Source organism: Propionivibrio sp. (assembly GCF_017995515.1).
Classification (GTDB): Bacteria; Pseudomonadota; Gammaproteobacteria; order Burkholderiales; family Rhodocyclaceae; genus Propionivibrio.
Window position 1 is genome coordinate 1 of sequence record NZ_JAGOIT010000093.1, and the last position, 13,177, is coordinate 13,177.

Consider the following 13,177-nt stretch of genomic DNA (forward strand, 5'->3'; position numbering starts at 1 on the left):
ACTTTTCAGGAGGTAAATCATGAAGCTGATTTCCAGAGTTGCAGCTATTGGCTCCGCGCTCTTGATGGTGTCGGCCCCTGCCAGCGCCATCGTGACATCGTGGGACTACTCGGTCAGCAGTCTATTTACGGCAGCAACGTATTCCGGTACTGGCGGAACGACTGCCACCTTGCCGACAAAGTCATTGACCTGGGGCATTCCGACTACGGCAAAAGGTCAGAGTTCGCTGGACGTCGGCAATTCTCCGGCCAAGGGCAGCATTGATACCTATCTGGGTTCTTCCCCGCCCGCTACGTCGCCATACCTTGCGTTCAGCACTTCGTTAACCCATCACAACAACACAATCAGCGGGGGGAGCAAGTCGCTGACCAGTGCAGTCCTCACCAACTGGGTTACTCTCGACCCGCTGGTCCCGGACAATGCCGCGATGCCCGACATGATCGTACCGTTCTCGATTTCGTTCACCGAGACGACGAATGCCGCCCCATGCGCGGCCACCAGCCCGACACCGTGCAACGACATCTTTGTTTTGAAAGGCGGGTTCCTCAACCAGTCCTTTGATTATGATGATGGTTCCGGACTGAGTACCTACTTTGTCAACATTTTCCCGACGTCTGGTGGGGTTCTTTCGGTCCTGCAGGACACCGCATGTCGAGCTGCCGGGGAAGCCGCCGGATGTTTCGGATTCACGACGCCAGAAGGGGACAGCACCACACTGGCGTTTGGTTTCACGATTTCGACCAAGAAACTCGATGTTCCAGAGCCGGGTGTCCTGGCGCTGATGGGCATTGGACTGCTTGGGTTGTTCTCGCTGCGGCGCAGGGTGTAATCGCTTGACGGCCTTTTGTTGCCTGTAATCGAATCAGGCAACACCGGAAGCCCGCCGTACATCGGCGGGCTTTTTTTGAACTGCGTTTGCCGCGACCTTGGCTGCGAAGATGATCGGCCGTTAAAACAGTTCTTCACCGCAAAGGCGCAAAGGACGCGAAGGTTCGCAAAGAAAATCAAAGGGCTACGCGAGCTGATCGTGCTGTCTGCAATTATCCGCCGGGTGAATGACCCAATGGTATCAACACGTTTTTACTTTGCGATCTTTGTGCCTTCGCGCCTTTGCGTTGACGAATCTCGAACGTCCTGCCTTGCCGGGAATGGTTACCGGCTCCAGTCATCCTGATTCTGCACCGAGTCGCGGGTCAGGAGGATCGCGGGGATCAGGACGGTGTGTTCGCGGATCGTTTGTTTCCGGATCAATGCGTAACCGGCTTCGACGGCCTTCTGCGCCAGTTTGTCCGGCATTTGCGCGACGGTGGCGGCGATCAGCGAGTTGCCGTCCTTCATGCGCCCCTTGGCCTTGGGTGCGCCGTCGACGCCGACGATGAAGAAGTCGCTGCGCCCGGCCTGGCGGGCGGCGTCGTCGGCACCGATCGCCGTCGGGTCGTTGATGGCGAAGACGGCGTCGATGTGCGGGAAGAGCGTCAGCAGGTCGGTCATCTTGGCGAAGCCGCCTTCCGATGTGCCGCCGCCGTTGCGGTCGGCCGAGAGCAGGCGGATGCCGGGCGTGGCGTCGAGCACCTTGCGGCAGCCCGCGACGCGGTCGATCGTCGCCGAAACCGGCGGGCCGTTGATGATGACCACTTGCCCGGAACCGCCGAGCTTTTCGACGATGTAGCGGCACGCCAGCTCGCCGGCCTGCACGTTGTCGGTGGTGATCGTCGCGTCGGCGCCGGCGGCGCGCACGTCGACGGCGACGACGCGTATTCCCTTGGCTTGTGCGCGGTTGACCGCCGCTTCAACCGCGTTCGGGTCGGCCGCGTTGAGCACGATCAGATCGACCTGCCTGCGGATGAAGTCGTCGATCTGCTGGATCTGGCGCTGGATGTCGTAGGCGTTCGAGGCAACGTAGACCTTGACCTCCGGCCCGACGACGCGCCGTGCCGAGGTTTCGACACCGCGTGCGACGCGCACGAAAAACGGGTTGCCGAGGTCGGTGACCGAGACGCCGATGCGGCCGGTTTCAGCGGCGACTGCCGCGCCGGCAAGGGCGGTGAGCGTCAGGCCGACCAGCGAAAGCCACCGGCGTGCGGTGGTGCGCAAGGCTATTGTCCCCAATCGGTCGACTCCGGCGGGTCGTCGCGCGTCAGCAGCTCGGCGGGGATCAGTACGACGCGATTGGGGACGTCCTTGCCGCGCATCAGCGCATAGCCGGTTTCGATGGCCCGTTGCGCCATGACGTCCGGCAGCTGCGCGACGGTGGCGTGGATCAGCGAGTCGGCATCGTGCAGCCGCGCCTTGACCTTCGGTGCGCCGTCGACGCCGACGATGAAGAACTCTTTGCGCCCGGCCTGTCGCGCCGCTTCCTCGACGCCGAGCGCGGTCGGGTCGTTGATGGCGAAGACGGCGTCGATCTTCGGGAAGAGCGTGAGCACGTCGGTCATCTTGGCGAAGCCGCCTTCCGAGCTGCCGCCGCCGTTGCGATCGGAGGAGAGCAGACGGATGCCATGTGTCGACTTCAACACGGCCAGGCAGCCGTCCGTGCGGTCGGTGATCGAGGTGACCGATGGGCCGGAGATGATCACCACATCGCCCTTGCCGCCGAGCTTCTGCACGATGTAGCGGCAGGCAAGCTCGCCGGCCTGGATGTTGTTCGTCGTGAACGTGGCGTCGGCGCCCGCAGCGCGCACGTCGAGCGCCATGACCTTGATGCCCTTGGCCTGCGCCCGCTGCACGGCGGGTTCGATGGCGACCGGGTCGGTGGCGATCAGCATGAGCAGGTCGATCTTCTTTTCGATGAAGTAGTCGATCTGGCTGTTCTGGCGGTCGAGGTCGTAGGCGCTCGAGGCGACGAAGACCTTCACGTCCGGACCGATCACCTGGCGCGCCGAGTTCTCGATGCTGCGGGCGAGGCGCACGAAAAACGGGTTGCCGAGATCGGTGACGGTGACGCCGATACGCACCGGGTCGGCCACCGCCAGCGATAACGGTCCGAGCATGAGCAGCGCGGCCAGCGCGGCACGCAGGCGTGTGCGGAAGGGGCGCTGCACGGTCGAATCGGCGGTTTGCTCATCCATCGGTGTCAGCTCTGGAAAAGTGATGTGGCCTGGCGTATCGCGCTGTCCAGATGCTGGATCGTAAACGGTTTGGCGAGCAGCGGCTGATGTTCGGAAAGACCGAACCGGGAGACCAGGAATTCCGCAGGCAAGCCGGACATGAGGATGCGCGGCAGCGTCGGGTAGTGTTCGGCGATGTGCCGCATCAGCTCGACGCCGCTGGCGCCGGTACCCAGGTCGACGTCGGAGAGCACGACCGACTGGTAGGTGTTTTCCAGCAGTTCGATCGCCTGTTCGGCCGTCGTGGCGACGGTGACGACGTGGCCGGTGGCGCTCAGCAGATCGGCGAGCGCCGTGCGCACGTCGGTATCGTCCTCGACAAGCAGCAGCGACTGTCCAGCGACGGGTTCGGCGGGGGCTTCCGCTTCTTCGTGCAGGTAATCGCGTGCGTGCGTCGGCAGGTGCAGGGTGAAGGACGTACCCTTGCCCGGCGCGCTGGTCAGCTGGATGTCGCCACCCGACTGCTTGACGAAGCCATAGACGATCGATAGGCCGAGGCCGCTGCCGGAGCCGGCCTTGGTCGTGAAGAAGGGCTCGAAAATGCGTTCGCGGATTTCGTGGTCCATGCCCTGGCCGCTGTCGGCCACTTCGATACTCACGAGATCGCGGTTGGTGTCATAGCGGCTGCGCAGGTGCAGGGTGCCGCCGTTGGGCATCGCGTCGCGCGCGTTGATCGCCAGATTGAGCAGGGCGTTCTCGAGCTGGCCGCGGTCGACCCAGGCGCAGATGTCCGGCGCGTCGAGATCGAGGACGACGGCGACGCCCTGGCCGACGCTGTACTCGATGAGGTCGGCGAGGTCGCGGATGAAAACGTCGACATCGACGGCGCTCGGCGAGAGTGGCTGGCGGCGGGCGAAGGCGAGCAGGCGCCGGGTCAGCGTCGCGCCGCGTTCGGCGGCCGAGCGCGCACGCGCGGCGAATTTCTTGCCGGGCTCGGAGAGGCTGGGTTCCTGGTCGAGCAGGTAGAGGTTGCCGGTGATTGCCGCGAGCAGGTTGTTGAAGTCGTGCGCGACGCCGCCGGTGAGCTGGCCGAGCACCTCCATCTTCTGCGCCTGTCGCAGCTGCGATTCGACGAGGCGGCGCTCGGTGAGATCGCTGTAGAGCGTGACGAAACCACCGCCGGGCATCGGATTGCTGCGGAATTCAACGACGCGGCCGCCGGCGAAGGCGAGCTCGAAACGGTAGGCGTGCTTCTGGCGCGCGCGGTTGAACTCGGAGAGCACCGTCGGCGCGCCGGCGTTGTCGTTGATGCGTTCGGGCAGCAGCGTCTGGATTTCGTCGAGCGTCATGCCGTGCTTGATGCTGTCGCCCTTGATGTTGAGCAGCACCGGGTATTGCCGGTTCCACGTGATGATGCGGCCCTCGCTGTCGAACACCGAGAGGCCGTCCTTCATGCTCTCGACCACGGTCGCCAAGAGGTTGCCCTGTTCGCGGATGTCGTTGGCCATGCGGCGCACGGCGCGCGCGTTGTCGCGGAAAACCTCGAAGGCGCGCGCCAGTGCGCCCAGTTCGTCGCGGCGCCCGGTTTCCGGCGTCGATTGCTCGGTGTCGCCCTGCGCCAGTTTGCTCATCACCTGCGTGATGCCGCCCAGGCTGCCCACCATGCGGATGACGACTCTGATGCCGAGGAGGGCGACGGCGATGCAGACGAAGGTGAGGATGGTGATGCCGAGCGCGCCGGAGCGGGCGGCGCGCGTGACCGATTCACCGCGCTGCTCGACGTGCGAACGCGCGTTGTGCACGTATTCGTCGACGCGCTCGCCGAGGCGTTCGGCTTCGGCGCGCGTGCGCGAGACGAGGAAGGCCTTGCGCTCGCGCAGCTGGAACTGGCGGTCGCGCAGCACGAAGACGTTGTCCGGGCCTTCGAGGTTGTCGCGGATGAGATTTACGATGCGCGACGATGCGAGATTGCTGCGGTCCATGCGGCTCGTCTGTTCGGTCACCCGTTTGCGCAGCGACGTCAGCGTCTCGGGATTGGCGACCTCGATGGCGGCGATCAGATCACGGAAGATTGCGTCGACCGTCTCGCGGCGCGCCATCGGCGGCAGTTCGTCGGCGGCGCTGGAGAGGCGGTACAGGTATTCGCGCAGATCCTCCTGTAGAAAGAGATCCTTGCGTGTGACCTCGACCAGTTCGGCAATGCTCGCCTTGAGGGCGAGCAGGGCGGGGCCGACGTTGAGCTCCTGGCTGCGCTCGACCGGCATGGTGTTGGCCAGGCGTTCGGCTTCGACGACACGGCTCAGCAGCGCCTGCGCCTCGGCCTGCAACTGGAACGGGCGCGTACTTTCGGCAACGTACGGCGCCATCGCCGCGATGGCGGCGATCCGCTGCGAGAGTTCGAGCGAGCGCGAGACGTCGGGCAGCACGTGCGACTGGAAGTCGCGCAGCGCGTCGCGCGTGTCGCGGATGCCAAGCCAGCCAACCAACGCCAGGGCCATCGCCGAGGCGAAGATGACGGCGAAGGCGAGCAGCAAGCGGGAGCGGACGCTCGTCGGCCAGAAACGGGCTTCGGCGGGTTTCTCGTGCATCGCTCGTTCGGCGCCGGCTACTGCACGCGCACTGCTTGCGTGCAGAACTGGTAACCGAGGCCGCGCTCGGTGCGAATCAGCTCGGGATGACACGGGTTGCGCTCGATCTTGCGGCGCAGGCGCAGGATCAGCACGTCGACCGTGCGGTCGAAGGCGTCGGTGTGATCGCCGCGCAGGTTCTCCAGCAGCTGGTCGCGCGTCAAAACGCGGTTGGCGTTGCGGTAGAAGGCTTCGAGCAGCGCGTATTCGCTCGGCGTCAGCGGGCACGGCTGGTTGTTCTGGTCGCGCAGCACGCGGTTGGTGAGGTCCAGTGTCCAGTTGCCGAAACGGGCGGTTTCGTGGTCGTCCGCTTCGGCCGCGCCGTTGCGGCCTTGCGGTTGACTCCCCTGGCCTGCGTTCTTTACCGCCGGGAACTCGCCGCCGGCGCGGCGCAGCAGAGCGCGCACGCGCGCCAGCAGTTCGCGCGGGTTGAACGGCTTCATCAGATAGTCGTCGGCGGCAAGCTCCAGCCCGAGGATGCGGTCGGTTTCATCGCCCTTGCCGGTGAGGATCATGATCGGGATCGCCGAAGTCTCGCGCACGGCGCGCGCCAGTGTCAGGCCGTCCTCGCGGCGCAGGCGCAGGTCGAGGATGAGCAGGGCGTAGTTGCCGCTGTCGAGCTCGACGCGCATCGTTGCACCGTCCTCGACGGCCGTCGCGCGCAGGCCGTTCGATTCGATGAGATCGCACAACAGCTCGCGCATGTCGGCCTCGTCGTCGACGATCAGGACGTGCGGAACCGGGTTTGTAGTCATGTCTCCTCCGTTCATATCCGCCGCTATTGTGTTTTTTTGTTGCAGTGCGGCGGTTCAATCAGAAGCGGGATGATAACCGTTCTTCCAGTGCGCGATGAAGGCCGGGCGCCGGTACGGGATCGATCGTCATCCTTAAAAGCTCGGTTCTTCACCGCAAAGGCGGCGAGGTTTTCAGGTTCATTTCACTTGCGGTTTCAGCCGGATTGCAAATATTTCAAAGGCGGCGAAACAATCGTCACCATTTTACGCAGTTTTGAAATTCGGCATTAACGAAGGCTCACTACGATGAGCCGCACTGCCCACGGGTTGAAGGTGGGCACGAGTTTCGGAGAAGTCTGGCGCTGGAACTCCGTATGCGGCCGCCGCTTGAAGCGACGGCTTGCGATTGATGCGAAGCGAACGACAGGCGGGGCCTGTGCTCGCATCGCCCAGTTAATGACTAACCAAGGAGGGTTTCATGAAACGTATCATCCCGGTATTGATCGCTTCTCTGTCGATGGTTGCCATGGCCGGTGCTTCGGCTGCCGGCAAGGAACTCAAGGCGGTCGGCCTGACCGTCGGCGACATGGCTAACCCGTTCTTCGTTGCCATGGGCAAGGGCACGGAAGAAGCCGCCAAGAAGATCAATCCGAACGTCAAGGTCACGGCGCTGTCCACCAAATACGACCTGAACACGCAAGTCGGCCAGATCGAAAACTTCATCGCCAACAAGATCGACCTCCTGCTCGTCAACGCGGTTGACCCGAAGGCCATCGCACCGGTCCTGAAGAAGGCGCGTGACGCCGGGATCGTCGTCGTCGCCGTTGACGTCGGCGCTGAAGGTGCGGATTACACGGTTATGTCCGACAACGTCGGCGCCGGTGTCAACGCCTGCGAATACATTGCCAAGAAACTCAACGGCAAGGGTAACGTGGTGATCGTCAACGGGCCTCCGGTCACCGCCGTGACCGAGCGCGTCAAGGGTTGCAAGCAGGTCTTCGCCAAGAATCCTGGCATCAAGGTTCTCTCCGACAACCAGGACGCCAAGGGCTCGCGTGACGGCGGTATGGCCGTGATGCAGGATCTGCTGACTGCCAATCCGAAGATCGATGCCGTGTTCGCGATCAACGATCCGACCGGTATCGGCGCTGAACTGGCGATCAAGCAAGCCAAGCGCGAAGGCATCTTCATTACCGCAGTCGACGGCGCACCGGATGCCGTGGTTGCCCTGAAGGATCCGAAGAGTCTGTTCGAAGGCAGCTCTGCCCAGAACCCCTACCAAATGGCGAGCGACGGCGTGAAGATCGGCTACGACATCATGAACGGCAAGAAGCCGGCGTCCAACGTCACGCTGTTGCCGGTTCCGCTGATTACCAAGGAAAACCTCAAGTTCTATCCGGGGTGGATCAAGGACTAAGCGTCTCGTGTCGTAAAACCCGGCCGGCTTAGCGGGCCGGGCATCTGCAAACGGGCTTCAGTCGCTGAGGCCCGTTTGTGCAACATCCGTTCTTCCAGGGGGGGATATGGGCCAAACCGTGGGCCAAACCGTCGGCCAAGTCGTACTGGAGATGGAGGGGATCAGCAAGCATTTCGGGGCGACCCGAGCGCTCAACGGCGTCAAGCTGACCGTCCGCAGCCATGAAATTCACGCCCTGATGGGCGAAAACGGTGCCGGCAAAAGCACCCTGATGAAAGTCCTCTCCGGTGTCTATCAACCGGACGCCGGCATCATCAAGGTTGACGGCAAACCAATCGTGATTACCAAGCCGGCCGACGCGCGCGCCGCCGGCATCAGCCTGATCTACCAGGAACTCTCCGTCGCCACCAACCTCACCGTCGCCGAAAACGTCTTCATGGGCAGCGAGCCGAGAACCCCGTGGGGCATGGCCGACATCGCCGAAATGAACCGGCGCACCGAAGAAGTCCTGCGCACCCTCGACGCCCCCTTCTCGGCGACGACACCGGCCCGGAAACTCTCGATCGCCCAGCAACAACAGGTCGAAATCGCCCGCGCCCTGATCCACAAGGGCCGCATCCTGATCATGGACGAACCGACCGCCGCCCTGTCCGATCGCGAAACCGACGCCCTGTTCAAGATCGTGCGCAAGCTGCGCGACGAAGGCATCGCCGTCATCTACATCAGCCACCGCATGGCCGAAGTCAACGCCCTCGCCGACTGCGTCACCGTCCTGCGCGACGGTGCCTACGTCGGCGAGCTCGATCGTGAAGCCCTCGACCCCGGCAAGATCGTCCAGATGATGGTCGGCCGTCCGCTCGGCGACTTCTACCAGCACAAAGGCGGACGCAAGGCCGGCCGCGTCATGCTCGAAGTCGACCACGTGGGCGGCGGCAAGGTCCAGCCTGCCACCTTCCAGGCGCGTGCCGGCGAAGTCCTCGGCCTCGCCGGACTCGTCGGTGCCGGACGCACCGAACTCGCCCGCCTCATCTTCGGCGCCGACCCACGGACGAGCGGAACGGTTCGCCTCGATGGCAAGGAGGTCGACGTCAAGGAACCGCTCGACGCCATCAAGCTCGGCATCGGTTACTTGCCCGAAGACCGCAAGGGGCAAGGCCTGTTCCTGCAGCTCTCGGCGCTGGCCAACACCTCGATGAACGTCCTCAAGTCGAACGCACGTGCCGGCGTCATCAACCACCCGGCGCTGCGCAAGCTGACCAAGGAAGCCATCGCCCGCCTTTCGATCAAGGTCAATGGGCCGGATGGCATCGTCGGCGGTTTGTCCGGCGGCAATCAACAGAAGGTGCTGCTCGCGCGCTGGCTCGAAATTGCGCCGAAAGTCCTGCTGCTCGACGAACCGACGCGCGGCGTCGACGTCGGCGCCAAGTCCGAGATCTACCACATCATCAACGAACTCGCCGCCCAGGGCGTCGCCGTCGTCGTCATCTCGAGCGAACTGCCCGAAGTCATCGGCATCTGCGACCGCGTCGTCGTCATGCGCGAAGGTGTGATTACCGGCGAATGCTCGGGCGACGACATCAATCAGGAAAAAATCATGACGCTGGCGACGCACGACGTGCGTTCGGCAGCCTGATGAAACGAGGAGGGAATATGAGCACCACAACCAAAGCAGCGACATCGGCAGGTGACGCCGACGTCGGCAACGAAGTCAAACACGGCTCGTTCATCGGTCGCGCGTTCGAGCGGCTGGGGATGCTGCCGGTCCTGATCGTCATGTACGCGCTGTTCTACGGCCTGACGCTGTACTTCAGCGACGACGGTACGTCGAACTTCCTGACGCAGAGCAACAACATGAACATCCTGCGCCAGGTGGCGATCAACCTGGTCCTGGCCTGCGGCATGACCTTCGTCATCCTCACCGCCGGCATCGACCTCTCGGTCGGCTCGATGCTCGCCGTCTCGGCCGTGCTCGGCATGACCATGTCGCTGCCCGACTGGATGCCCTGGGCCTCGCTGCCGACCTTCATCCTCGCCGGCCTCGTCTGCGGCCTGATCAACGGCGGGATGGTCGCCTACTTCAACATGAACCCCTTCGTCATCACGCTGGGAACGATGACCGCCCTGCGCGGCGCCGCCTACCTGCTGGCCAACGGCACGACGGTGCTCAACAACGACATCCCCTCGTTCGACTGGCTCGGCAACGGCGACTTCCTCGCTATTCCGTGGCTGATCTGGGTCGCCGCCGCGGTGGCGATCGCCTCCTGGTTCATCCTCAGGAAGACGATCCTCGGCCTGCACATCTACGCGGTGGGCGGCAACCCGCAAGCCGCGCGCCTGACCGGCATCAAGGTCACCACCGTCCTGCTCTTCGTCTATGCCGTCAATGGCCTGTTCTCCGGCATCGCGGGCGCCATGTCCTCAAGCCGCCTGTATGCCGCCAACGGTAACTGGGGTGTGGGCTACGAGCTCGACGCGATTGCCGCGGTCGTGCTCGGCGGGACCAGCCTCTCCGGGGGTGTCGGCTCGGTCTGGGGCACGGTGATCGGTGCGCTGATCATCGGCGTGATGAACAACGGTCTGACGATTCTCGGTCTCTCGTCCTTCTGGCAGTACGTCGCCAAGGGCGTCGTGATCGTCCTCGCCGTGCTGCTCGACAAGTGGAGGCAGCAGCATAGTTTCAACTAAGCCTCGTTGAATCCACGCACGGGCCGGATGGCGTTTCCGAACGGAAAACGACATCCGGTCCGTCGCGTTTTATCGTGTCTGACCGAAAATCCGTACAGATCATTGCATGGCGAGCGGAAGTGCCGATCGGGCGATGGGAGTAGAATCGCCCCCTTGAATCCGCGTGCCTGCCAGCCTTCGTCACGTCGCTGATCAAGCTGGTCCGGATTCTTCTGGTGCTGAGTGATTCGCCCTTTTTCAAGGACTAAAACAATGACTATTCCGGACTCACCCGATTTTCGCAGTCCCGTATTTCTCCGCCAGCACATCAGCTGGGTGATGGACTTCTACTCCGGTCGCGCGATCGACCCGAGTGGTGGCATGTATCACTACTTCCTTGACGACGGCACCGTGTTCGACGCGCGGACCCGCCATCTCGTCAACGCTACGCGCTTCATCATCACGCACGCCATACTCTTCAAACTCACCGGCGAAACGCGCTATCAGGCGGGCGTGCGTCACGCGGTCGATTTCCTGCGCAAGGCGTTCCGCGATTCGGCGACGGGCGGCTACGCATGGATGATCGACTGGCATGGCGGACAGGCGACGGTGCTCGACGACACCCGTCATTGCTACGGCATGGCCTTCGTCATGCTGGCCTACGCCCATGCCTTCAAGAGCGGTGTCGCCGAGGCGCGCGAATGGCTGGCCGAGACCTTCGATCTCGCCGAGAAGCACTTCTGGGAACCGGCCGCCGAACTCTACGGCGACGAGGCCAGGGCCGACTGGACGCTGCTGCCGTATCGTGGCCAGAACGCCAACATGCACGCCTGCGAAGCGATGATCTATGCCTACTCGGCGACCGGTGAACGCCGCTACATCGAGCGCGCGGAAACGCTGGCGAACGCGATTACGCGCCGCCAGGCCGCGCTGGCCAACGGCCTGATCTGGGAGCACTACCATCAGGACTGGTCGGTCGATTGGGAATACAACCTGCACGACAAGACCAACATCTACCGTCCGTGGGGCTATCAGCCCGGTCACCATACAGAATGGGCCAAGTTACTGCTGCAATTGGACGCGCATCTTCCGGCCGACTGGCATCTGCCGCGCGCCGAAGAACTGTTCGAGGCGGCGGTCAGCCGTTCCTGGGACGCCGTGCATGGCGGCCTGCATTACGGCTTTGCGCCGGACGACTCGATCTGCGACGGCGACAAGTACCACTGGGTGCAGGCCGAATCCTTCGCAGCCGCCGCACTGCTCGGCGTTCGCACCGGCAAGCAGGAGTACTGGGACTGGTACGCAAAGATCTGGGACTACTGCTGGAAGCACTTCGTCGATCATGAACAGGGCGCGTGGTTCCGCATCCTCGATCCGGCGAACCTGAACCACACGCGGGAAAAAAGCCCGGCCGGCAAGGTCGATTATCACAATATCGGCGCCAGCATCGACGTGCTGCGCGCCATGGGCGAACTCAAGGGGGAATGATGAGCGAAGCAACTGAAAAAAAGGGATTGCCGGAGTTCGTCTCCTTCGGCGAAGCATTGACCGACATGATCCGGGTCGCGCCGGACCAGTGGAAGAGCGTTCCCGGCGGCGCGCCGTGGAACGTGGCAATGGTGATGTCGTACTTCGGCATCCCCAGCGCCTTCGGCGGCGCGATCAGCAGCGACTGTTTCGGCGACGAGATCTGGAAGACGACGGTGCATGCCAAGCTCGACCTGCGCTTCACGCAGCGCCTGCAGAAATCGCCGCTGCTGGCGATCGTGCATGAAACGCACCCGCCGAAGTACTACTTTATCGGTGACGACAGCGCCGACCTGCACTTCGACGTCGCCGCGCTGCCGGAAGGCTGGGAGAAGGCTGTGCGCTGGGCGCACTTCGGCTGCATCAGCCTCGCGCGTCAGCCGCTCGCCGACCGCCTGGTGGCGACCGCCGAGCGCCTGCATAAACTCGGCGTCAAGATCAGCTATGACCCGAACTTCCGGGCCGTCATGGATGAATCCTACGACCCGATCCTGGCGCGCATGGCGGCGATCGCCGACCTGATCAAGGTCTCCGAGGAAGACCTGCGCGGCTTCTTCCGCACGCAGGACGAGTATGCCGCCTTCGACACGCTGCGTGCCATGAACCCGAAGGCCGCCTACCTCTTCACGCGCGGTTCCGAAGGCGCGGCGATGTACGTCGGCGACCAGCACTGGCGCGCCCTGCCGCCGACGATCAAGGTCGTCGATACGGTCGGCGCCGGCGACACCAGCCTCGCCGGCCTGCTCAACAGCCTGATCCGCCACCCGGACGCCGGTTGGGACACGCACCTGCGCGCCGCCATCGCCGCCGGCTCCGGCGCCTGCCTTGCTGCGGGCGCGTCGCCCCCATCGGCGGAAACGATCGAGCGGCTGGCGGCGGAAGTGAAGTTCGTCGAACAGCCGTAGGCGGGAAAGTCTACGTGGAAGTGAAAGTCCTCTACTCGCCCGACAAGGGGAAGAGTTGGCTGAACGGCAAGGGTGTCGCGGCGCAAGGTGGCCCGCTCGGAAATCCTGCTGACGGAACTGGATCGGGGGCTGGATCGCCGTGGCTACGCGTTCTGTCGCTACGCGGACGACTGCACCATCTACGTCGGAAGCCAGGCGGCAGGCGAGCGGGTCCTGGCCGGTATCAGCCAGATCCTGTGCGAGCGGCTCAACGAGA

At 63.7% G+C, this 13,177-nt stretch carries 10 protein-coding genes and 1 pseudogene; 7 read left to right on the top strand and 4 right to left on the bottom strand.

Annotated features, from left to right (window positions below):
* Window positions 1–19: 19 nt before the first annotated feature.
* Window positions 20–829 carry a THxN family PEP-CTERM protein gene (locus tag KBA32_RS13630; protein WP_294359806.1) on the top strand — a complete coding sequence of 270 codons (810 nt, stop codon included), beginning with the start codon at window positions 20–22 and terminating at the stop codon, window positions 827–829.
* 323 nt (window positions 830–1,152) lie between these two features.
* Here KBA32_RS13630 and KBA32_RS13635 read toward each other — a convergent pair whose 3' ends face one another.
* From KBA32_RS13635 to KBA32_RS13650, 4 genes are read right to left on the bottom strand one after another with little or no spacing between them, the layout of a single operon-like run.
* Window positions 1,153–2,094 (bottom strand): ABC transporter substrate-binding protein, encoded by a 942-nt coding sequence (locus tag KBA32_RS13635; protein WP_294359808.1) that lies wholly within the window; start codon window positions 2,092–2,094, stop codon window positions 1,153–1,155.
* A gap of 2 nt (window positions 2,095–2,096) precedes the next feature.
* Window positions 2,097–3,068, bottom strand: a complete 972-nt coding sequence (locus tag KBA32_RS13640) for an ABC transporter substrate-binding protein (RefSeq protein ID WP_294359810.1) — start codon at window positions 3,066–3,068, stop codon at window positions 2,097–2,099.
* A gap of 5 nt (window positions 3,069–3,073) precedes the next feature.
* Complete coding sequence (locus KBA32_RS13645; protein ID WP_294359812.1) at window positions 3,074–5,635, bottom strand: PAS-domain containing protein; 2,562 nt, start codon at window positions 5,633–5,635, stop codon at window positions 3,074–3,076.
* 17 nt (window positions 5,636–5,652) lie between these two features.
* Window positions 5,653–6,429, bottom strand: a complete 777-nt coding sequence (locus KBA32_RS13650; RefSeq protein ID WP_294359814.1) for a response regulator transcription factor — start codon at window positions 6,427–6,429, stop codon at window positions 5,653–5,655.
* A 457-nt stretch (window positions 6,430–6,886) separates the two neighbouring features.
* On the opposite strand from KBA32_RS13650, the gene KBA32_RS13655 reads away from it, so the two are divergent.
* The 6 genes and pseudogenes from KBA32_RS13655 to KBA32_RS13680 form a co-directional block, all read left to right on the top strand.
* Window positions 6,887–7,825: an ABC transporter substrate-binding protein gene (locus tag KBA32_RS13655; protein ID WP_294359816.1), complete on the top strand. Its 939-nt coding sequence runs from the start codon at window positions 6,887–6,889 to the stop codon at window positions 7,823–7,825.
* Between the two features lie 106 nt (window positions 7,826–7,931).
* Window positions 7,932–9,458: a sugar ABC transporter ATP-binding protein gene (locus KBA32_RS13660; protein WP_294359817.1), complete on the top strand. Its 1,527-nt coding sequence runs from the start codon at window positions 7,932–7,934 to the stop codon at window positions 9,456–9,458.
* A 17-nt stretch (window positions 9,459–9,475) separates the two neighbouring features.
* The gene (locus tag KBA32_RS13665; RefSeq protein ID WP_294359819.1) at window positions 9,476–10,510 is read left to right on the top strand and encodes a ribose ABC transporter permease; all 1,035 of its coding nucleotides are present in this window, start codon (window positions 9,476–9,478) and stop codon (window positions 10,508–10,510) included.
* A 252-nt stretch (window positions 10,511–10,762) separates the two neighbouring features.
* Window positions 10,763–11,977 carry an AGE family epimerase/isomerase gene (locus tag KBA32_RS13670; RefSeq protein ID WP_294359821.1) on the top strand — a complete coding sequence of 405 codons (1,215 nt, stop codon included), beginning with the start codon at window positions 10,763–10,765 and terminating at the stop codon, window positions 11,975–11,977.
* Window positions 11,977–12,921, top strand: coding sequence for a carbohydrate kinase (locus KBA32_RS13675; protein WP_294359823.1), 945 nt, complete (start codon window positions 11,977–11,979; stop codon window positions 12,919–12,921). The genes KBA32_RS13670 and KBA32_RS13675 overlap by 1 nt, the downstream gene beginning before the upstream one ends.
* Window positions 12,922–12,993: 72 nt before the next feature.
* Window positions 12,994–13,177: pseudogene (locus KBA32_RS13680) on the top strand (hypothetical protein); the annotation flags it as partial.

Bases quoted from the DNA above. Each gene is read 5' to 3' on its own strand.
- KBA32_RS13630 (WP_294359806.1), top strand. From the start codon at position 20: ATGAAGCTGATTTCCAGAGTTGCAGCTATTGGCTCCGCGCTCTTGATG.
- KBA32_RS13670 (WP_294359821.1), top strand. From the start codon at position 10,763: ATGACTATTCCGGACTCACCCGATTTTCGCAGTCCCGTATTTCTCCGC.
- KBA32_RS13640 (WP_294359810.1), bottom strand. From the start codon at position 3,068: ATGGATGAGCAAACCGCCGATTCGACCGTGCAGCGCCCCTTCCGCACA.
- KBA32_RS13655 (WP_294359816.1), top strand. From the start codon at position 6,887: ATGAAACGTATCATCCCGGTATTGATCGCTTCTCTGTCGATGGTTGCC.
- KBA32_RS13645 (WP_294359812.1), bottom strand. From the start codon at position 5,635: ATGCACGAGAAACCCGCCGAAGCCCGTTTCTGGCCGACGAGCGTCCGC.
- KBA32_RS13650 (WP_294359814.1), bottom strand. From the start codon at position 6,429: ATGACTACAAACCCGGTTCCGCACGTCCTGATCGTCGACGACGAGGCC.
- KBA32_RS13660 (WP_294359817.1), top strand. From the start codon at position 7,932: ATGGGCCAAACCGTGGGCCAAACCGTCGGCCAAGTCGTACTGGAGATG.
- KBA32_RS13675 (WP_294359823.1), top strand. From the start codon at position 11,977: ATGAGCGAAGCAACTGAAAAAAAGGGATTGCCGGAGTTCGTCTCCTTC.
- KBA32_RS13665 (WP_294359819.1), top strand. From the start codon at position 9,476: ATGAGCACCACAACCAAAGCAGCGACATCGGCAGGTGACGCCGACGTC.